This window comes from Terriglobia bacterium, from assembly GCA_035712365.1.
Taxonomy (GTDB): domain Bacteria; phylum Acidobacteriota; class Terriglobia; order UBA7540; family UBA7540; genus SCRD01.
In genome coordinates, this window is sequence record DASTAW010000008.1 from 176,487 (window position 1) to 196,105 (window position 19,619).

Annotated in this window: 18 protein-coding genes and 4 tRNA genes; 10 read left to right on the forward strand and 12 right to left on the reverse strand. The window is 56.4% G+C overall.

Going from position 1 to position 19,619, the window contains the following annotated elements:
• Positions 1-8: 8 nt before the first annotated feature.
• The gene (locus VFQ24_02720; GenBank protein HET9177253.1) at positions 9-1,055 is read right to left on the reverse strand and encodes an L-rhamnose/proton symporter RhaT; all 1,047 of its coding nucleotides are present in this window, start codon (positions 1,053-1,055) and stop codon (positions 9-11) included.
• Positions 1,056-1,127: 72 nt separating this feature from the next.
• On the opposite strand from VFQ24_02720, the gene VFQ24_02725 reads away from it, so the two are divergent.
• The 3 genes from VFQ24_02725 to VFQ24_02735 all read left to right on the forward strand — a co-directional run bounded on the left by VFQ24_02725 (position 1,128) and on the right by VFQ24_02735 (position 4,547).
• Positions 1,128-1,904: an N-acetylmannosamine-6-phosphate 2-epimerase gene (locus tag VFQ24_02725; protein HET9177254.1), complete on the forward strand. Its 777-nt coding sequence runs from the start codon at positions 1,128-1,130 to the stop codon at positions 1,902-1,904.
• Positions 1,901-2,893, forward strand: a complete 993-nt coding sequence (locus VFQ24_02730) for a BadF/BadG/BcrA/BcrD ATPase family protein (protein HET9177255.1) — start codon at positions 1,901-1,903, stop codon at positions 2,891-2,893. Before VFQ24_02725 ends, VFQ24_02730 begins: the two co-directional genes overlap by 4 nt.
• A gap of 76 nt (positions 2,894-2,969) precedes the next feature.
• Positions 2,970-4,547 carry a glycosyltransferase family 39 protein gene (locus VFQ24_02735; GenBank protein ID HET9177256.1) on the forward strand — a complete coding sequence of 526 codons (1,578 nt, stop codon included), beginning with the start codon at positions 2,970-2,972 and terminating at the stop codon, positions 4,545-4,547.
• Between the two features lie 116 nt (positions 4,548-4,663).
• Here VFQ24_02735 and VFQ24_02740 read toward each other — a convergent pair.
• The 7 genes from VFQ24_02740 to VFQ24_02770 all read right to left on the reverse strand — a co-directional run bounded on the left by VFQ24_02740 (position 4,664) and on the right by VFQ24_02770 (position 10,628).
• Positions 4,664-4,740 (reverse strand) — tRNA-Pro (locus VFQ24_02740).
• 167 nt (positions 4,741-4,907) lie between these two features.
• Positions 4,908-4,984: transfer RNA gene (locus VFQ24_02745), tRNA-Pro, on the reverse strand.
• A 57-nt stretch (positions 4,985-5,041) separates the two neighbouring features.
• The gene (locus VFQ24_02750) at positions 5,042-5,446 is read right to left on the reverse strand and encodes a MerR family transcriptional regulator (protein ID HET9177257.1); all 405 of its coding nucleotides are present in this window, start codon (positions 5,444-5,446) and stop codon (positions 5,042-5,044) included.
• A 135-nt stretch (positions 5,447-5,581) separates the two neighbouring features.
• Positions 5,582-7,180, reverse strand: coding sequence for a glycosyltransferase family 39 protein (locus tag VFQ24_02755; protein HET9177258.1), 1,599 nt, complete (start codon positions 7,178-7,180; stop codon positions 5,582-5,584).
• Positions 7,181-7,314: 134 nt separating this feature from the next.
• Positions 7,315-8,856 (reverse strand): bifunctional class I SAM-dependent methyltransferase/glycosyltransferase family 2 protein, encoded by a 1,542-nt coding sequence (locus VFQ24_02760; GenBank protein ID HET9177259.1) that lies wholly within the window; start codon positions 8,854-8,856, stop codon positions 7,315-7,317.
• Positions 8,857-8,966: 110 nt separating this feature from the next.
• Positions 8,967-10,049, reverse strand: a complete 1,083-nt coding sequence (locus tag VFQ24_02765) for an NAD-dependent epimerase/dehydratase family protein (GenBank protein ID HET9177260.1) — start codon at positions 10,047-10,049, stop codon at positions 8,967-8,969.
• Positions 10,050-10,304: 255 nt separating this feature from the next.
• Positions 10,305-10,628: an L-rhamnose mutarotase gene (locus tag VFQ24_02770; GenBank protein HET9177261.1), complete on the reverse strand. Its 324-nt coding sequence runs from the start codon at positions 10,626-10,628 to the stop codon at positions 10,305-10,307.
• Positions 10,629-10,946: 318 nt separating this feature from the next.
• Between VFQ24_02770 and VFQ24_02775 the strand changes: the two genes are divergently transcribed.
• Both VFQ24_02775 and VFQ24_02780 read left to right on the forward strand, forming a co-directional pair.
• Complete coding sequence (locus tag VFQ24_02775; GenBank protein HET9177262.1) at positions 10,947-11,855, forward strand: hypothetical protein; 909 nt, start codon at positions 10,947-10,949, stop codon at positions 11,853-11,855.
• Between the two features lie 81 nt (positions 11,856-11,936).
• Positions 11,937-14,162 (forward strand): DUF3488 and transglutaminase-like domain-containing protein, encoded by a 2,226-nt coding sequence (locus VFQ24_02780; GenBank protein HET9177263.1) that lies wholly within the window; start codon positions 11,937-11,939, stop codon positions 14,160-14,162.
• 8 nt (positions 14,163-14,170) lie between these two features.
• On the opposite strand, the gene VFQ24_02785 is transcribed toward VFQ24_02780, so the two are convergent.
• On the reverse strand, positions 14,171-14,926 hold the full coding sequence (locus tag VFQ24_02785) for an SDR family oxidoreductase (GenBank protein HET9177264.1): 756 nt from the start codon (positions 14,924-14,926) through the stop codon (positions 14,171-14,173).
• Between the two features lie 170 nt (positions 14,927-15,096).
• Between VFQ24_02785 and VFQ24_02790 the strand changes: the two genes are divergently transcribed.
• Complete coding sequence (locus tag VFQ24_02790; GenBank protein ID HET9177265.1) at positions 15,097-15,408, forward strand: glutaredoxin family protein; 312 nt, start codon at positions 15,097-15,099, stop codon at positions 15,406-15,408.
• Between the two features lie 15 nt (positions 15,409-15,423).
• Positions 15,424-16,137, forward strand: a complete 714-nt coding sequence (gene bshB1, locus VFQ24_02795) for a bacillithiol biosynthesis deacetylase BshB1 (protein HET9177266.1) — start codon at positions 15,424-15,426, stop codon at positions 16,135-16,137.
• Between the two features lie 93 nt (positions 16,138-16,230).
• On the opposite strand, the gene VFQ24_02800 is transcribed toward bshB1, so the two are convergent.
• The gene (locus VFQ24_02800) at positions 16,231-16,854 is read right to left on the reverse strand and encodes a DedA family protein (protein ID HET9177267.1); all 624 of its coding nucleotides are present in this window, start codon (positions 16,852-16,854) and stop codon (positions 16,231-16,233) included.
• A gap of 516 nt (positions 16,855-17,370) precedes the next feature.
• Here VFQ24_02800 and VFQ24_02805 point away from each other — a divergent pair.
• Positions 17,371-18,372, forward strand: a complete 1,002-nt coding sequence (locus tag VFQ24_02805; GenBank protein HET9177268.1) for a M48 family metallopeptidase — start codon at positions 17,371-17,373, stop codon at positions 18,370-18,372.
• Between the two features lie 121 nt (positions 18,373-18,493).
• Here VFQ24_02805 and VFQ24_02810 read toward each other — a convergent pair whose 3' ends face one another.
• Together VFQ24_02810 and VFQ24_02815 are read right to left on the reverse strand one after the other, a co-directional pair.
• The gene (locus VFQ24_02810) at positions 18,494-18,790 is read right to left on the reverse strand and encodes a DUF507 family protein (protein ID HET9177269.1); all 297 of its coding nucleotides are present in this window, start codon (positions 18,788-18,790) and stop codon (positions 18,494-18,496) included.
• A 23-nt stretch (positions 18,791-18,813) separates the two neighbouring features.
• Complete coding sequence (locus tag VFQ24_02815) at positions 18,814-19,092, reverse strand: DUF507 family protein (protein ID HET9177270.1); 279 nt, start codon at positions 19,090-19,092, stop codon at positions 18,814-18,816.
• 118 nt (positions 19,093-19,210) lie between these two features.
• Here VFQ24_02815 and VFQ24_02820 point away from each other — a divergent pair.
• Together VFQ24_02820 and VFQ24_02825 are read left to right on the forward strand one after the other, a co-directional pair.
• Positions 19,211-19,287 (forward strand) — tRNA-Val (locus VFQ24_02820).
• 91 nt (positions 19,288-19,378) lie between these two features.
• A tRNA-Asp gene (locus VFQ24_02825) sits at positions 19,379-19,455 on the forward strand.
• Positions 19,456-19,619: the final 164 nt, after the last annotated feature.

Here is a 19,619-nt window from a genome sequence, read left to right on the forward strand (position 1 = left end):
ACTTGCCATCATGAAAGCGTGCCTGACCAACCAAGAGTGATGATAGCCAGAATCAGGACCAGCAGTCCAAGACCCATCAGCAGGCGCTCAACTGTGCGCGAGTAGCGCCATTCGCCGGCAAAAATGCCGCACAGGTTTGCGGTGAGGAGACCAACCGAGAGACTGAGCGGCCAGCCGATGGCCGGACCAAGCCTGCCGAGCTTTGGCGCTGCCGAACCATAAACGAAGATGCTTCCGCCCCAAAGCAACCCCATCAGCAAGGTCAGTCCGTAAAGGGATGTAGATCCGGGCTGCGCATATTTTGCCCAGCTTTGATTTTTCCTGAACAGGTACGCACAAAAGCCAAGATTTGCAATTGCTCCGCCGGTGAGCATCAAGAGCCAGACAACATTGGAACCTGCAAACGCGCTGTTACCCAGTCGAACCGCGGACTGGACAATCCCCTGCGCAGAACTGTACCCAATGTTGAACACCGCCGAAAGCACGCCCGCGCCCGCGCAGAGCACCAGACCAATCCAAAACGGACGCGCTTCCCCCACCATCTCCTGGCGGACATTTTGGTTACCCTGACTGCGTTCCTTCAGCTTTCCTGCGTAGCCGCAAAAGCCGATGCCCGCGATGGCAATCCCTGTGCCCGCCATGATCGCTTCCCCCTGGCTTTCGAACACCTTGCCAGGGTCAAGCACAAGAATGGGAAGGAAGGAGCCCAGCGAGGAACTGATGGCCAGGACAAAGGTGTTGCCCAAAGAAATGCCGATGGCGCTGACACCCTGGCCAAACATCACGGCCCCGAAACCCCAGGCGAATCCGCAGATCACTGCCATCGCGATGGCATGCGTGGGGGCCTGGCGAAGCACTTCGCCGAGGCGTGAAACCGTTGCTGTTGCTATAACTGCCGGCATTAACAGGCAGGCGATCAGAATAAAAAGCGCCCAGACGTTTTCCCACGACCATCGCCCCAGATAGCGCATGGGCAGGGTGAAAGTCCCGTTCATGAGCCCGGAGATGATTGCCAGCGCCAGACCCAAACCGAGCGCGGATGAAGTTGCGTCCATTAATCCCTCATCGGACCATTTACACGTCGGGGTTCCACCGGCCCACGCAGGTGAAATATACTATGGGTCGTCGTGGACAAGAACGGTACGCTATCACAACTGAAGCACGGATTGATTGTTTCCTGCCAGCCGCGTCTGAAGTCTGCGCTCGACCGTCTCCGATTTGTCGCCGCGCTTGCCACCGTGGCTGAAGAACAAGGAGCGGTCGGAGTCCGCATCCGAGGCGTTCGAGACATCCGGGCAGTCGGCCGCGCGGTACACATTCCCATCATTGGCATTGAAAAGATAAATGATCCGGATTCCGATGTCTACATCACCCCGACCATCGAATCGGCCCAACGCGTTTGTCGAGCAGGCGCTCGGATTATCGCCATGGATGCCACAGAACGTGCCCGCCCGCGGGGCCAATCCCTCACCAACATCGTCGCTGGCGCAAAAGACAATCTTGGTGCGCTCTTGATGGCTGACGTCGCTACCCTCAAGCAGGGAGTTGAAGCAGCGAAGCTGGGGTTTGACATAGTAGGAACAACGCTTTGCGGCTACACCGAGGAAACTCGCCAGTGCACGGGACCGGCGTTCGAACTTGCCCGGCAGTTGGTACGGGAAGTTGATATCCCCGTGATTCTTGAGGGACGGGTGCAGGAACCCGATCACGTCCGGAAGGCCTTTGATCTGGGTGTCTACGCGGTCGTGGTGGGCACGGCCATCACTGATTTTGAGTGGCTCGCGCGCCGCTTTATTGACGCTTGCCCAGACGCTAAAACCGGCAAAGGCGAAGAACGGTCTTACCACGGGGAATCCCGTCGTGCCGGCATTTCGAGGACCGGAAGAAGGAAGCTGAAATCATGAAGCTTTTCCTCGGCGTAGACGGCGGCCAGACGGCCACCAGAACCGTGGTGGGCGACGAACACGGCGCCATAGTCGCGCAATCGAGCGGAGGCCCCAGCAATCATACTGAGGAACCGGGAGGCCCGGAACGCCTGGAACGCGTGGTGCTGGCGACCATTCGCGACGCGCTGGCCTCGATCCACTTCTCGAATACGGATGAGCATACTTTTGCAGCCTCCTGTTTCGGAATGACAGGTGAAACGGACATCAAAACGCGGATACTCAAACGGATTGTTCGCACTGAGCATCTCAGGGTTGTCCACGATTCGGTCAACGCGCTGGCAGGGGCAACGGCTGGGGCGCCGGGAATCATTGTCATCGCGGGTACCGGATCCGTGGCCCGCGGCGTCAACGCGCAGGGCGAAGAAGCACGAGTAGGCGGATGGGGCCACCAGTTCGGCGACGAAGGCAGTGCTTACTGGATTGGCCGGGCCGCGGTCCGGGCAGCGCTTGCGGAATATGACCGCATGGCTCCCGAAACCATCTTGACTCCCATGCTTTTTGAACGCCTCTCCGTCAGCTCGCCGTACGAACTGACCGAGAGGTATTATGCAGGGTCACTTTCGCGCGACCACCTGGCGGGGCTTTCGGTCTGGGTGGATGAAGCGGCCCAGCAGGGCGACAAGGTTGCCCAGGAGATATTGCGCGACGCCGGTCGTGATCTGGCGCGTTTTGCTCAGGTTGTCATCTCGCTCGTTTTTCCGCCTTCTGCCGATACCGGCCGCCGGGCATCTGGTCCTGAATTCCCCGTCTGCTATGCCGGCGGAGCTTTCCAAAGCGAGCTTGTCTTGGCAAGTTTCAGCGAGAGCGTATCTAGCGGCGAACTCCGCGCTGAAGTTCGAGCTGCTTTACTTCCTCCGGTCCTGGGTTCGCTGCTGCTGGCCTATCGCGACGCTGGAGTTGATCTGCCAGTCAGTGCGCTCCAGCAGTGGATCCAGCTTGCTGTGTAATCCGATCGCGACGCGTGCTACGGCCCGCCCGCTGCGGCGACGGCGAAGCTTTCTTGCGAGAATGAATAGCAGTTCAATGGCACAGACGCAACAGGTAGAGACAAGCGGCAGGCCGAATACAACTGAGTCGAGGCGACCCAGTTGGTTTTCAGGTGGCACAGCGATTGTACTCTATATCGCGGCGGCAAGCTTCCTGGCCCACATGCTCACCGCCGGACGATACGGTTATTTCCGTGACGAGCTCTATTACCTTGCCTGTTCACGCCACCTGGCCTTCGGCTACGTCGATCAGCCGCCCTTGATTGCCCTGCTCACGTGGCTCACCGTCCACACGATTGGTAATTCTCTCCAGGCCCTGCGCTTTCTTCCGGCACTAGCCGGCGCTGCCATCATCTGGCTGACCGGAATGATCGCTCGAGAGTTTGGCGGGGGCCGTTTCGCCCAGCTACTAGCGGCGCTGAGCACTGCGCTCGCGGGCGTATTCGTGACCAACGCTCACCTGCTGACTATGAATGTCTTCGAACCGCTCTTCTGGATGGGGTGTGCATATCTAGTGATTCGCATCATCAAGACGCAAAATCAGCGCCTCTGGCTGTGGTTTGGTGTGCTGGCTGGCGTTGGGCTGGAGAATAAATATTCGATGGCCCTTTTCGGGCTTGCCGTGGTCGTCGGCCTGCTGCTGACGGCAGAGCGCAAGGCGTTTCGGTCGCCGTGGATATGGTTGGCAGGAGTGATTGCCTTCGCCATCTTTCTTCCCAATCTGCTATGGAACGTCCACCATCACTGGCCGTTCATCGCGCTGATGCACCACATTCGGGCCAGCGGCCGTGACATCGTCCGAGGCCCTCTGGCATCCCTGGGCGAACAGATATTCATGATGTCGCCGCTCAATTTCCCAATCTGGCTGGCAGGTCTGCTGTACCTGTTTTTTGCGCCGGAGGGCAAGCGTTTTCGAGTGCTGGGATGGATCTTTCTTATAGTCGTGGTGACAACCATGTTGCTGCACGGAAAAGGTTACTATTCAGCGCCCGCTTACCCCATGCTGCTGGCTGCGGGGGCAGTGGCGATCGAACGCATGGCCAGAGATCGCCACTGGCTCAAACCCGCCACCGTGGCGGTACTGGTTGCGGGTACCGCGCCGTTGTTGCCGATGATGGTTCCGGTCCTGCCGCTCGAAACGTACGTTCACTATCAGGAAAGACTTCATCTTGCGCCACCCGCCACGGAGAAGAGTCATCTCCGTTCGCCGCTGCCTCAATATTACTCGGACGATCTCGGCTGGGAGCAGATGACAGCCGCGGTGGCCGAGGCGTACGATCGGCTTCCATTCGGGCTGCGCTCGGTGACCGCCGTGTACGCGCAGAATTACGGCGAGGCGGGAGCGATCGATTTCTTCGGCCCGAAATATGGCCTGCCGAAAGCAATCTCAGGCCATCAGAACTATTACCTTTGGGGACCACGTCAATTCAAGGGCCTGTCAATGATTGTCTTGGGCGACACGCGCGAGCATCTGGAGAAATATTTCGGGCAGGTCATACACGCCGGTACATTCGGAGTCCCGTATTCCCTCGAACGAGGTCCTGTGTGGGTTTGCACGCAGCCCCGTGGCTGGAATCTGCAACAAATCTGGCCGACACTGAAGAAATGGGATTAGAAGCACGAGATTAGCATCTAAGCAGCCCGGCAGCAGATTTTGGGCCCCTGTTCAGGAGTTGGAACAGCATTCCTGACAGAGAGAGCTTGGATCAGCGAAGAAAAAGTAAGAAGGAATGGTCGGGGCGCCCAGATTTGAACTGGGGACCTCTTGGTCCCGAACCAAGCGCGCTACCAGGCTACGCCACGCCCCGAAAAAACCATGACCAGTGGCAAGCATGCGACCGAAACCCCTTGGCCCGTTTCGGAGTCGAGCCAGAATCCATCCCGTTTTTGGGACTGCTCTGCCGCTGAGCTAGTCGGACAAATCGCAAATCAGATTCCGCGGGCGCTTCCCACTTTTCACTAACCACTGCATTGATGGTCGGGACGGCCGGATTTGAACCGGCGACCACTTGCACCCCAAGCAAGTGCGCTACCAGGCTGCGCTACGTCCCGGCAATCCACGCCTTCACGCTCAAATATGGGCTGAATGGCACGAATTCAACGCTAGCATCATCGGGAAACGATTGTCAAGATTCCGAGGAGTTCGCGTTTAATCGCCTTCATGCGAGATTGATTAAGACTGGAGGGCGCGCTCGATTTAGTTCCCGCAACAGCGCCGGAATTTCCCGCCAGATGCTTGCGAGCGCCTTCGATAGTAAAACCCTGTTCGTAGAGGAGCCGTTTAATCTCAAGGACCATTTCGACATCCGGGCGCCGGTAAAGGCGATGGCCCGTGGCACTCTTGCCCGGCTTCAAGCTGGGAAATTCGGTTTCCCAATAGCGCAGGACGTACGGTTTGGTGTCAGCAAGCTCGCTGACTTCGCCGATGCGAAAGTAAAGCTTGTCCGGGATAAGGACCCAGCCGGGTGAGCTCCGAGCATGACGGTGGTTGCGTGGCTTGCGCTGCTTCAGCATAGCCCTAATCACGGAATCGAAAAGATGCGCCTCCGTGTCATCTTAGAAAACCTCCAGCCCTTCGTCAAGGACATGTGCCCATCATACCCGGACGTCTCCAGAATGACCAAAACTTCCAAGTTGTCCCGGAGAGTTCTATGGCGCCGCTTCTGCCAAAGGCAGGGGAGCCTGCGCTTTGCCGGCGGGCGCTGCCGAGAACAGAACCATTCCCCCCTGCCATTGTTCAAGCACAATTTGCCAATGCGCCGCTTGGAACCCGCGAACGACCCAGGCATACGCATCCGGATAATTGATCACGTAAACGTAACACTTTTGCCCGGCAGCAACAAACTCGCGAAACTGTTGCACATCGAGTCCTGCCCAGGACCTCATCTCCACCAGACCCTTCTCCGCATCGTCTGATCCCGTGTACTGGAGGGACAGCCGAGGGTCCGCCAGATAAGTCAGCCGCCGTGCCAGACTTTTGGGAGCGTCATAAGAAAGTTCCATAAAGTCCATCGGACCCGAAATTACGATCGGGGCGCTGCCGCCCGCATAGCTCTCGAGAAAATTATACGTTTGCGTATGCCGCAATTTTTCAACGACAACGCGCCGGTAGGTTTGTACTTCCTTGATGGCCAGAAATGCCAGCAGAAGTAACCCAAGAGCTGCGGCAACGGCCCGCCGACCATCCAACGCACTGTGCAGTCCCCATGCAACGATCAGGACCAAACCAATCACCGCCGGCAGCGCGTAGCGGTCCGAATAGGCTCCGACGATAGTCTTGGCCAGGACCACGCCCACGGCCGGTATCAAGAGAAAACCAACGGCGGCGGCGATTTCGTGTGCGGGGACATCAGCACGTACCGGCGTGTCGGCAGCGTCGGCATCAGGCCGGCGGAGGGTGCGATAAGCAACAATTGCCAGAAAAATCACCAGCAATGGAATCGCGGATGGAGTCAGCAGAAAATGGTCATAGAAATACCCCATGGATGACCACTTTGGCTTTGCCCAGAAGTGCGGAGCAAATTTTCGGGCGCTCTGGATCAAAGGAAGGAACACGAGGAGCGGAGATAATGATAATCCCAGGGCCAACCAGACGCCCGCGTCCAAACGTTTGCGGCGGAGGGACCGCGTCGCTTCGCCCAAAGCCAGCGGAAACAGGCTGAGCACCGCGTAATAGTGGCAGGATATCGCCGCAGCAAGGCTGGCGGCCAAACCAATCAGGGCCAACTGGCGGTGCCGGCCCTCCACAGCCCAAATCCAGCAAAACAGCCCGAGCGCAGAAAAAGCCAGGACCAGCGCGTAAGCCCGCGCCTCGAACACGTAATTAAAGGCCGTAGTCATGAATGGGAACAGCAGGGCAAGAAAGCCATAAACGGACGAAGTCCGCCGGGCGACAATATGGAAAAGGCAGATGCACATCAGGGCGAATGCAAGCAACTCCGGAAGCCGGAGGGCCAGGCCGGACGTCCCGACCAGATGAATGTCGGCACGAGATATGGCATAGAAAAGCGGTGGAGTCTGCTCCGCCCCTGTCGCCAGAGCGGCCCAGACATTTCTGAAGTGAGGAAGACGAGCGATGTACAGGGTGAAAAGCTCGTCGTTCGAAATCACTGCCTTTGCAGCGATCATGCCAAATCCGATGAAATAGACACAGGCGAATAACAGCAGGAGCAATCCCGGCCTGTTGCCGATTCTGTCGAGATGAGTCACAATCCGGCACCGTAATGAACTTTGGAATTCTTTGTTCATTGCTGCTTCAAAATTGCGTGTAAGCGAATTCAGACCCACCTGGCACCTGCAACAGCTTTACATCGGGTGAGTTGATTTGCGAATAGACGGCCGAACGCAACGCGACCGCCGAACAGTTGATGCGGCAAACATCGTCAGCATGAAGTGCGGAAATCGCCCCGCCAACTTCTCCATGTGGTCCGGAGAAGCACGCGCACGTAATCAGGACTAACCTTCAGAAGACTGAAAGAGGACCTTCCCATGTCTGCCGTTCGGTTGATCCAGGAGATTGGAACTTCCTGAATGTGGTAGCCCATCAGAAGTGGCTTTAAGCCCGTTTCCACGTTGGCGGCAAAGTGGTTCTCTTCAATATCGAGGTCCTTCAGTATCTCCGCGCGATAAAGCTTGAGATTGTTTGACACATCTCGCACCCGCTTCCGCAACAGCAGGTTCAGCAGCAGGTGGTATCCGCGGTTGCAGATAATCTTAAAGAATGGATAACGAACCAGCGCAGACTCGGCTGAAAACCGGCTGCCCATCGCGCCGTCACAGCCTCCGGCAACCGCGTCGAACAGTCCTTTGAATTCCGGTGCGATATTAACGAAATCGCAGTCAATCGTCAGGATGTATTTTCCGATGGCTGCGGCATACCCGTCGCGCAGCGCACGGCCAACTCCGGCTGGAGGTTTACGCGTCACCAGCTTGACGCGGGGTTCAGTACCCGCCAGGGCAGCAGCAACTTCAGCAGTTCGGTCTGCGCTGTTATCATCGACAATCACGATCTCGTGAATATAATCACCGTACAGCGCGAGGAGCGTCTTGACGAGACGATCAATATTCGCCTCCTCGTTGTGACATGGGACCACAACCGAAACCACACCAAAAAGCTGCTGATGCGTGGCCAGACTCAATTGTGGAGTGCCGTCGCTTGTCGAGTCACCTGGTTTCGCACCGTGCAGACTTACCACGCTTGAAAATCGGCGCACGATCGGCGCTCGCTCCAGAATCAACGTCATCGCCTGCCCGGCGGAGGAACGCAGAGGCGGAATAACTTCACACGGTGTGACTTCGATGTTCGAAAAGCCCATGCTCCGAGCCTCATCGGCCCAGAGCTTTAGATCGGCGTGTTTCTGGAGGCCGGCTGTCGGGTTGGCTCTGCCGGAAGGGTTTAAAACCTTTCGGAACCAACTCAGCGGGTTCGATGAATTGGGGACGAAGAAAAGCAGTTTCCCGCCGGGTTTGAGCCAGGCGTAAACAACTTCGAGCGTCGCGGAACAAAGTTCGTCCGTCAGCATATCGGTCCCAACTATATAATCAAAGCTTTCCGGAGGAAAAGCAGACCCAACGTCTTCGACGTAGACAAAGCTTGTGTTGGGGAGGGTTTTCAACCGTGTCTTATACTCCAACTCCTTATTGAAGATCACGGCAGTGACGGGATTCTGCCCGCCAAAAGCCAGAGTCAGATATTCGGTCCATCTTCCGCTGCCGGCGCCAAATTCAAGGACCCGTCGGCCGGGAATCACGGGCAAAGTCTTTGCTGCAAGAAAGGCGCGACGACGTAACCTGGCCGCTCGCCACTTGGAGGGCTCATCCCAGGCCCTTTCGCGGGACAACTCGAACCTTCGCCATACTTCGGGGAGCAAGGACCCGGCGGCCCGTGAACACAGGCTGAATACTCCGCCTGCCCTACTTTCCATCTGAGGCATCGCTCCATCCTCTTCCTCGATGCGGACACCCGCTTCCACGCGTCGCCTTGTAGAACCGGTCCGCATGTAATGATGCGAACTTTCTGTCTTCCACTGCGGCATCATTGGCGGTCGTTCGCGGCAAGGGTTTCTAGATCGTGGGGTTTGGATTTCGAACGGGCCTCGACAATTTCGGCGATCATTTGATAAAGACTGTATTTGAGTTCCCAATTCGGAAAATGCGAGCGCACCTTGCCCAGGTCCGTGATGTAGCAGATGTGATCACCCATCCGGTTTTCAGGGTCGTACCTGTATCGGACCGTCAGTCCCATTGCCGCCAGCAGTTCGACTGTCTCTAGGATGGAAATACTATTCTGCCTTCCTCCGCCGAGGTTATAAACTTCGCCACACCTGGGGGACCCGAAAAACTCCAGCAGCAGCCGGGCGACGTCATTACAGTGGATCTGGTCGCGCACCTGCTTCCCTTTGTATCCGAAAATTGTGTATTCACGTCCGGTGACAGCACATTCGACAATGTAGGCCAGATAGCCGTGCAGTTGAACGGCCGCGTGCTGGGGTCCTGTTATGCAGCCGCCCCGAAACACTCCCACCGGCATTTGGAAATGCCGGCCGAACTCCTGGCTCATTACGTCTGCGGCCACTTTGGACGCCCCAAAAACGGAGTGCAGGGAGGCATCGATGGACATTGATTCATTGATTCCATCCCGGCCGTCCGCATAGTCGTAGCGCAGGGATTGTTCCACCAGAGGCAGCGAGTTAGGCCGGTCACCGTAAACCTTGTTCGTGCTGAGAAAGCAGAAGGGTGCGTCCCGGCAGAAGTCCCTGGCTGCGACCAGCAGGTTCAGTGTCCCTACCGCGTTCACATCAAAATCTTCATATGGAATCGAGGTGGCGCGGTCGTGAGATGGTTGCGCCGCTGCGTGAATGATGAAGTCCGGATGCTCTTGTCGCACTAGATTGCGGATCGCCTGCCGGTCGCGTATATCCACGGCGCGATGACGATATTGCACAAATGATTCCTGCAGAAATTTGATATTCGGCGCGATGGAAGCCTGAGGCCCGAAAAACTCCTGCCGCATGTTGTTGTCGACACCAACAACCTCCCATCCTGCATCGCTCAACAGGCGCGCACAAGCTGAGCCAACAAGCCCCCCCGATCCTGTAATCAAGGCCTTCACTCTCATAAGAATCTACTTACGAGTGGCCCCAATTGCAAGCCGTAACTATGCAGTCACCATCAGCGTTCACGCGCCATCTGGCAGTAGCCGTGCAGCCACTACCCCGCAGGTCCGGTCCTGGTCAGGCGCACACCGCAAGAAAGTACAATTGCCGCAGACAAGTTGAAACGAAGTTTCGATGGGCCATGCACCCTATTGGACCCTTTCGATGAAAGCACGGGGTACAAACGGCTGGATCAAGAGCGTAACGGGATAATTCATTCAGTCGAGGTGAAACACCTCTTCAAGTTCCCGCATCATCTCGTCCGGGCGGGACCCCTCAAGGGATTCAAAATAAGGCGCCATCATTTTCTGCCACCGGGAGTTGACTTCTTCTTTTGCCATTTTATCTACGGCGGACTTCAGATCAGCGGCTGTTTCAAAATACCCGAAAAGCGTGCCGTCGCTTCGCAGGAATAGCGAATAGTTGTGCCAACCCGTGCGTCGAAGCGCGTCCAGCATCTCCGGCCATACTTTCTTGTGGTGCTCTTTGTACTCCTCCATCAGTTCAGACTTGACTTTCAAGATGAATCCAACCCTCTTCATCTCGCCTCCTGGAGCTAATTTCTCTGCCGGCAGGTAATTAAATCATTCTGGCGACGCTAAATCCATTCTTCGTTGACCGCGCAAATTACACCGCTGAGAAGGGCACCGCCTTTGCACCCAGGACAATAAACAGCGGCGCTTTGTCGGTGATTGCGTCCGAAATCTCTTGCAGGAACGCAGACCTGATAAAATGAAGGCGATCCATATGGGCCAAAAGTAAAAAACGCTGCCGGAACTATGTGCATTGTTAACCCGCAGGGCTGACGCCCTGTTCTGGGCACGACATTTCAAAAAGCGGCGGAAAGCAGCTCAAGGGAAATGAGCAATAGCGTTCAATCCTGGTACGTTTCCATGACTCTTACGATTCTATGGGCGGCTCCTTCGCCCCTGGTGGCGCATTCACGACAGGGGTCTCCTCTGTCTTCTCCAAACATTCACCAGATGGTCAAGAACTTGGCGCGGAATGAATTGCAGGCCTCCGAACATCCCTCGCATTACTATAGCTATATCGAGCGTAACATCACGCCGGATGGATCCAACACAGTCGAGGAAATCGCGACTCCACAAGGCAGCGTGGATCGCCTGATTGAAGTGGACCACCACACGCCCGATCCGCGGCAACTCGCGCAGAATCAGGCGCTGCTCGCAGAGCTTCCGGGCGACACGCAACTCCAACAGTCGCGCCTTAAGGACCAGCAAAACAACCGGCAGCGGCGGGACAACGTGCTCAAAGATATTCCCCAGGCGTTTATTTACACCTATGGCGGCAGAGATCAACAGGGACGGATCATATTAAAGTTCCAGCCTTCACCTGATTTCGAGCCGAGTTCCCGCCAATCGCTCATTCTTCAGGGGATGGCAGGAGAGTTGTGGGTTGACCCTTCCACCGAGCGTATGGTGAAAATTAGCGGCTCACTCATCGAAGATGTCAAGATCGGGTGGGGCTTTCTGGCACGGCTCAACAAAGGTGGCACTTTCCGGATGGAACAGTCGCAAGGGCCCGACGGAACGTGGCATCAGATGCTGCTTTCCGTCCACTTTGATGGGACTGTTCTCATTTTTAAGCACATTCACATCCGCGTACAGCAAATTCGCTGCTGCTTCGAACGCGTTCCGGACAACCTAAGCATTCAGGAGGCCATTCACCTTCTGGAGGCGCGCACCACCCTGCCAAAGGACTGGCAGACCCGCCTGGAAGCCATCCAGAAGGGTTCTCCGCATCAGTGATGCTTTAGACCGGGCATTGCTCTAAACCAGTAATGAAAAGCTGGCCCGTGGACGAAGTTCATGGTTGAAGGGGCTGGTCAAATGGCGAGTGCAACAGAAGCAGATCTCGGAAGCCCTGCCAGGAACAGAGGCGGATCCAGCATTGACCACTTCTTTGCAGCATCACTTCTTCTGATGGTCGGAACCAGCTTCGTAACGCTGGCGTCAACCGGAAAGCTGGATATAGTCTCCGTCACCCTGGTCTTCATCGCCCTGGGAGTGCGTCTCTGGGGTTATTCTTCGGGGCGGAACCTGCAGATATCCCCAGAAACCGTGACGCGTCTGGCCATCCTGTATATTCCTTTTTTCGTTCTCGACTTTCTATTCCTCTCCGCCGGAGCGACCCCGCTCGAAAGCATGCTTAATGCCACCGTTCACCTGGTTCTCTTCGCAGCGGTCACGAAGGTTTTCTCAGCCGTAACCCGGCGGGATTGCGCTTATCTGGCGGCGCTTTCCCTGCTGATGGTCCTTGCCGCAGCAGTGCTGACGATTAACACCATCTTTCTGGTCTTCCTGACGCTCTACGTTCTCGTCTCCATCTCAACTCTGATCAGCTACGAAATCAAGAGATCGATTGAAACTTCCCGCCGCTCCGCACCGGCCCGACTGCCGTCTCCAGGCGGCAAGCACGGAGTTGAACGCGCGCTGACAAGAACGGCAGCAGGCCTCGGTCTGGGGACCCTCGCAACAGCTTCTCTGTTCTTCTTTGTCATCCCGCGATATCGCTCCGGCTATCTCACCGGGCTCGGGACTCACCCCGAAAACCTTACGGGATTTTCCGACAGCGTAAAATTGGGCGACCTCAGCCGCATCATGCGGTCTGGCACCGTTGTTTTTCGCGTTTTACCTGAGGATAACCTTCGCGATTACTCCGGTGTCAAATGGCGCGGAGTCGCGCTGGACAGTTTTGACGGCCGCCACTGGTACAATGACAGCACCAGGCAGACTGCCGTCCGGCAGGTGGCATACAACCGCTTTATCGTTCCCCGAGAACCCGGCGCCAGAAATCGGCCTGAAAAGACTCTCCGTTACAAAGTTCTGCTCTCCCCCATTTCTTCCGACGTCGTTTTTGCCGCGCCGTGGGCCAGACTGATCACCGGGCGGATGCATCTGTTGACCGTTGATGGAACAGACTCCCTGCACGACACGCGGTATGCGTTCTCGTCATCTCAATACGAAGTAGTCTCCCAGGTAGGATTGCCATCGCCATCCATCCTCAAAACGGCCTCGGATACTTACCCGAGGGAGATTCGTCTGCTGTATCTTCGACTGCCCCCGAACCTCGATCCTCGGATTAAGGCCCTGGCAGAGAAGGTCGCGTCCCCTGCTGCCAACAGTTACGACAGGGCAGTGCTGGTCCGCAATTATCTTCGCGATAATTTTGGCTATACGCTGCAGGAACCGAGGGTTGATTCATCCGATCCGCTGGGAAGCTTCCTGTTCACAACTCGCAAAGGATATTGCGAATATTTCGCCTCAGCCATGGCTGTCATGCTCAGGACCATCGGCATTCAGGCCCGCCTGGTGAATGGCTTTCAGACGGGATCATATAACCGCTTCGGAAAGGACTTTGTTGTACGCGCGCGGGACGCTCACAGTTGGGTGGAGGTTTATTTCCCGGGTTACGGATGGGTGCCTTTCGATCCAACGCCTCCCGACCCGAACCCGGTGGTCGCTTCCGAGCTGGACGATTATATGGATGCGGCGGGGCTGTTCTGGAGCGAATGGATCGTCAATTATGATTTCTCCCACCAATTGCGCCTCGCAGCAGAGGTTGAGGTCCAGTCCCGCGAGGTCCAAAGCGACGTCGGTCATCGATTCCACCGCCTTCGAGACCAGACGGCAGGCCTGGCCTTGAAGCTGGAAGCTGGGCTTGTCGCGCACAAATTTCTCCTGCTTCTGTTTTTGCTTGGATCAGCAGCAGGGGGCGTTCTGGCAGGGGGTGGCTGGAGACCACGGGAACTCAAGCTCATCTGGTCCCTCAGGTTTCTACATTCAGAGCGGCCGCTGAGCGTGGAAGAAGCGACGTTCAGCTACGGTCGTTTCCTGAACCTACTGGGGAGAAAAGGCTACCGAAAGCTTCCCTCGGAAACTCCTGAGGAATTTGCCACGAGGATAGGTCCGCCACTGCTTCGGGAGGCGGCCCAGGAGTTCACGCAACTTTACAATGCAGCGCGGTACGGCGGCAAACGACCATCACTTCCGGTTGTGAGAGATACGCTCAGGAAAATTTCGGAAGCGAGCGGTGAGGCGAACTTTGCGGGCTGAAACAGCATTTACGGAATGGACTTACCGCCATCAACAGGGAAAACCTGTCCCGTGATGAAGTCGCTGTGGCAGGCAAGGTGCAGCACCATCCGGGCAATGTCTTCTGGCCCGCCTGCCTTTCGGAGAGGCGTGGACCGTATCACGCTTTCCATCATCCGGCTTCTCCTTTCTCCAGGAAACAAGATCATCCCGGGAGCAATGCTGTTGACGCGGATCCCAGGCGCCAGTGCCCTGGCCAGACATCGGGTCAGCATGATCAGCCCTGCTTTGGACGAGCAATAATGCATGGAATCCGGCCACGCCTGCAGCCCACCGAGAGAAGAAATGTTGATGATCTGCCCACCCCCTTTGCGCTGCATCAATCGCGCCGCCTGCTGCGCGCAGAAGAAAGGTCCTTTCAGATTTACGCCCAGAATCTGGTCCCATTGCTTTTCGGTCAGACGCTCCCACGGTTCTCGAAAAAAAATGCCGGCGTTGTTGACCATGAGGTCGAGCTTTCCAAACCGTTTCTCCACCGCGCGGAACATGCGCCGCACCTCAGCGAGGCGCGCCACATCAGCCCGCAAGGCGACGGAGTCCGTTCCGTATGATTTGATGTCTCGCACAGTGGCCAGAGCTTCGCGTCTGGAACGGTTGTAGTTCACGATGACGCTGGCGCCCGAGCGGCCAAGAGCCAGAGCAATCTCCCGCCCGATGCGCCGGCCTGCTCCGGTGACCAGAGCAACGTGGCCTTTAAGAACCCGACCTTGAATTCCTTCCGGCATCCTCATATTAAAAACACAAAGATGATTAGTTTATGACATTCCGGATTATTGGAATCAAGCAAAACCGAACGACTTCCCTGCTCGCCACTATCGGACCCGGCTTGACCCTTTTCCCGACTTAACCATAGAATCAATGCATCAGGAACGAAGCTAGCGCTCCAAGAGGGCGCATGAGTATGCCTCAAATCGTGATCTATTCCAAACCGGGCTGTTGCCTTTGCGAGCAGGCTAAAAAGCAGCTAAAGGCTCTTCAGGAGCGGTATGAGTTTGCCCTGGGAGAAGTGAATATCCTGCAAGATCCTGTGGCATACGACATGTTCAAGGAAGAGATTCCGGTGATTTGCGTCGATGGCAGGAAAGTTTGCAAGTATCGTCTGGACGAAAGGCGGCTCGTCCGCATGCTGCAATCGTCTGGCAGGCAACGGCGCGCGGAAGCCTCACACGCGAACATCGACGATCGAGCAACCAAATCAGACGCTTGAAAGGACCCGGCATTGATGGAACTTGATGTCCTCTCAGTCGCTGCCCATCGCGACGACACCGAACTGACGTGCGGAGGAACAGTCATTAAAATGGTCCAGGCCGGCTATCGCGTTGGGATCCTCGACCTGACCGCCGGAGAATCCGGAACGCGCGGCAGCGCAGCCCTCCGCGAACGTGAAGCAAATCGGGCTACCCGCGTGATGGGCATCGTACACCGCGAGAACCTGTATATGCCCGACGCGGGTATCGAACCCCTGCGCGAATACAAGCTTAACATCGCCCAGAAAATACGCGATTTGCGGCCCCGCACTGTGATCTTGCCCTACTGGAAGGGCCGCCATCCGGACCATTACACAACCGGGCAGATAGGTTACGAAGCCTGCTTTTTCGCTGGGCTGGCCAAGCTCCCGCTGAAGGGCAAACCTTTCCGGCCGCACAAAATCATCTACTCCAGTCTCTATGTGCCTGCTCTGAGGCCTTCGTTTGTGGTGGATGTTACGGGGCAGTTTGAAAAAAAGCTGAAAGCCATCCTCGCCTACAGTTCCCAGTTCTCCGCCCAGCAAGACATGCAGAACCTCTTCCCGTCCCGCAAAGACCTGCGCGAGCGCGTCGCATCTCTGTCTCGCCATTTTGGGTTGATGATCGGCGTCCGTTACGGCGAGCCGTTTGTGATGCGCGAAGTTGCGGCTGTTGATGATATTGTGGCAATGCCGGTGAGATCGATTTGACCGGAGGCTGTCGACGGCACACTTCGGCATCTCGCGGATGGAGAATTCGCCGGTGCCTGTTTCAGAAACATCGCGGAGGCATCAGAAGTTCAATCAGTTGGCGGGTAATCTGTTTTTCCACCGGTTACGGATGAACCAGATAGCTCCCACAACGATTAGAATGAGGAAAACAGTATCAAAGTGGTGGAAATAGGGTCCCAGAGTGTCCCACCGTTCCCCGAGTTTCATCCCCACGTAAGCGAGAGCAAAACACCACGGCAGTGAACCCAGAAAAGTATAAAGGTTGAAGCGCGCGAAATTCATGCGAGAAATGCCCGCCGGCAGCGCGATAAAGGTCCTGACGACAGGAAGCAGGCGCGCAATGAAAACCGCCCAATCGCCATATCGGGCAAAAAACCGGTCCGCCATCTCAAGGTCGTGACGTGTGACCAGGACGTAATGGCCGTAACGCTCCGCGAGCGGCCGCCCTCCCACCGCGCCGACGAAGTAGGCAGCAATCGATCCGAGGTTGCAACCCAACGCTCCGGCAACCGCAACACCCCAGAGAGTGAAGTGCCCGGCTGAGACAAGATAACCGGAAAACGGCATGATTACTTCGGAGGGCAGCGGGATGCACGCTGACTCAATGGCCATGAGCAGAGTGATGCCGATGTACCCTGACCCTGAAATGAAGGCCACAATAAATCCGCCTAGAATCTTGACAATGGTTGAAACCATCGATGCGAGGGGTTCGCCTTATTCTGCCTCGTCGCAAGCGCCATGCAATTCCAGCGCTGGTTGCGTCGATCGGCTAGCCTAGACTTGATCTGATTCCTGTGACAACCTGCACCCGGGAAGAGTATCACCGCCGGCGGACCTCGTGATTTTCAGCCGCCGCAGATCATTATCATCACCGCCAAGCTTGCGGAGAATTGCGTAGGATGAGAAGGCTTCTGAGTAAACTTTCGTCACCAGCCAGCTTTCACCGGTCCCCTCCAGCAGCCACACCTGGCCTGGCCGTACTTTTCCGATCGGCATGACTCAACAATCAGGTTTCCGGGACGGTCTGAGGCAACGCCCCCAGGCTAAGCCTTCGGATTACGAAAGTTCAATCTAACCTGCCGGACGTTCGCGAGTCAACGATCATCAATTCTGAGGCTGCAGCCACAGGTGAAAGGATCCCTACACCGTCTTGACAGTAATTTTGCAAACGCGGAGCGCACGAAGGGTATAATAAAGCTGAGGAGAAGAGTTATGAAAATGCGCAGGAGTGCCTCTCTCGCTCTGGCTTTGATGATGACCGCAGCGTCTGCTTCCACCTGGGCTGCTGACAAAAAGAAAGACGTCGATGCCATTGGTGATCGCAAGGTCGCGCACCGCAGCATGATCTCCGAACAGAAAGAAATTGCGATTGGCAAACGCTATGCCACGGAAATCGACCGCTCGGCACGAATTATCAAGGACCCTGTCATCAACGAGTACGTCAACCGGGTTGCTCAGAACGTGGCGCGGAACTCCGACCTGAAGATTCCGCTTACCGTGAAGGTGCTCGACGACCCATCCATCAATGCGTTCGCTCTCCCTGGCGGATTTCTCTACGTTAATTCAGGCCTCCTGCAGGCAGCCAATGAGGAAGACCAGGTTGCAGGGGTCGTGGCTCATGAAATTGCGCATGTGGCGGCGCGCCATTGGGCAAGCCAGATGACCAAGGCAACCATCCTGCAATATGCAATGATTCCGCTGATGTTCACCCCTATGTCGTTCCCCGTTTACATTGGCCTTTCTGAGGGGCTTAACATGGGGATTCCTCTGGCGTTCCTTAAGTTCAGCCGCAGCGACGAGGCCGAGGCCGACTACCTCGGCATTCAGTACATGTACAAAGCGGGGTATGATCCCGATGCCTATGTCGCGTTCTTCGGCAAGATTCTCCAGGAACAGCGAACCAACCCCGGCTCGGTTCCCAGCATTTTTGCCGACCATCCGCCAACGCCGGGACGGATTATCAAGGCAGAAGAGGAAATCAAGTCCATCCTCCCCAACAAGCAGGAGTATCTGGTCAGCACTTCGGAATTCAACGACATGAAAACGCGGCTGGAGAGCGTCATGTCGATGCGTAAGAAGATGGAAAAAGCGGAGGGCGGTCCAACACTGCAGAAGCGCGAGCCCAAAACGACAACATCTCCTGCGACGCAGCCCAGTGGCACTCAGAACCCAAATGACGACAAGCCACCCGTGTTGGAGCGTCGTCCCGACTGAAGTGCGGACATAAGAGCTTCGCCTGTTCGTCTCCCATTCATTGCTCTATTCATGGCCAACAATCACGCTTGAACGTGGCGGGGCTGGGCCAGGCAACTACAGTCGTGTAATTCGGGAGCGGTCAGATCTGGGGCGAGAGAGGCGCAACGCCCAGCTTGCGGAGCTCGTCCTGGTAGTACTTGCGGTAGAGAATCTCCCACTCGCCGCCGCCCTCGGGAATGGTCCGCTTGTGTGTCGCGATCCTCTGCCTGACCGTTTGCTCCATCTTCTCTTCTTCCTGGAGCAGGTCCGTTAGGATCTTCACAGCTTGCTGCCGAACGACGTTAGGCTCTTCGTAAATTTCAACTTCGTCCAGGGCCTCAATAGCGGACATGATGCGATGGGAAAGCTGGATGATTTTTTCGTGGGAGAGTCTCATGAAATCATGGCAGATACATCGGTCTAAATAATGATCTTTCGCTCGCGGATAATCTGCTTCTTGATGGCCTTGAAGGCATCTTCATACGTTGCGCCGAAGCTCTTCATCTGGTCAGCGTGTTCTTCCAGAATCCTGCGGGCCTCATCGTTGATTCGGTCCTCCACGCTAAGCTCATCCAGCACCACTTGCAACATCACTTCGTTCACGTATTCCGGCTGGTCAAACTGGACCAGCCCCTCGTCCGTAAGGCGCTTCATCAGCTCCTTGCTCATGTATGTCACGTATTCGCGCAATAATTGCATGGCAGACAACTGCGGGAGTTGACCGTCCCAAATTCGTTAGTGTATAGTTTTTGGGTTGGGAGTGTCAAGGCAGGCGCGCCGTATCCTGGCGCTAGTGACGCGCCACACAGCCTCACCAGGGCGGTTAGCTCAGTCGGTTAGAGCGTCTGCCTTACAAGCAGAAGGTCATCCGTTCGAGCCGGATACCGCCCACCATGCATCAGGGCCCTGGATCGGTCTCTCTGCTTGCCACGCCCTGCGCAACACTGTGCCAACCGTAAGGGATTCCCCTTGCGAACAGCCGATAGGGGACGTAGTTCAGCTGGTTAGAACGCATGCCTGTCACGCATGAGGCCGCGGGTTCGAGTCCCGTCGTCCCCGCCAGCATTCCAACCCACCTTCTACCTTAGGATCGCCTCTCGCATTTCTTTTTCCTATCCTGCCGACGCGCGACATAATTCCTGCAATGCAGGTCGAGACTAACCGCCGAGCGCAGTTCGCTCAACCGCTTTGCTCACTCCGGAACCGCTTGTACCCTAACCCGTAAA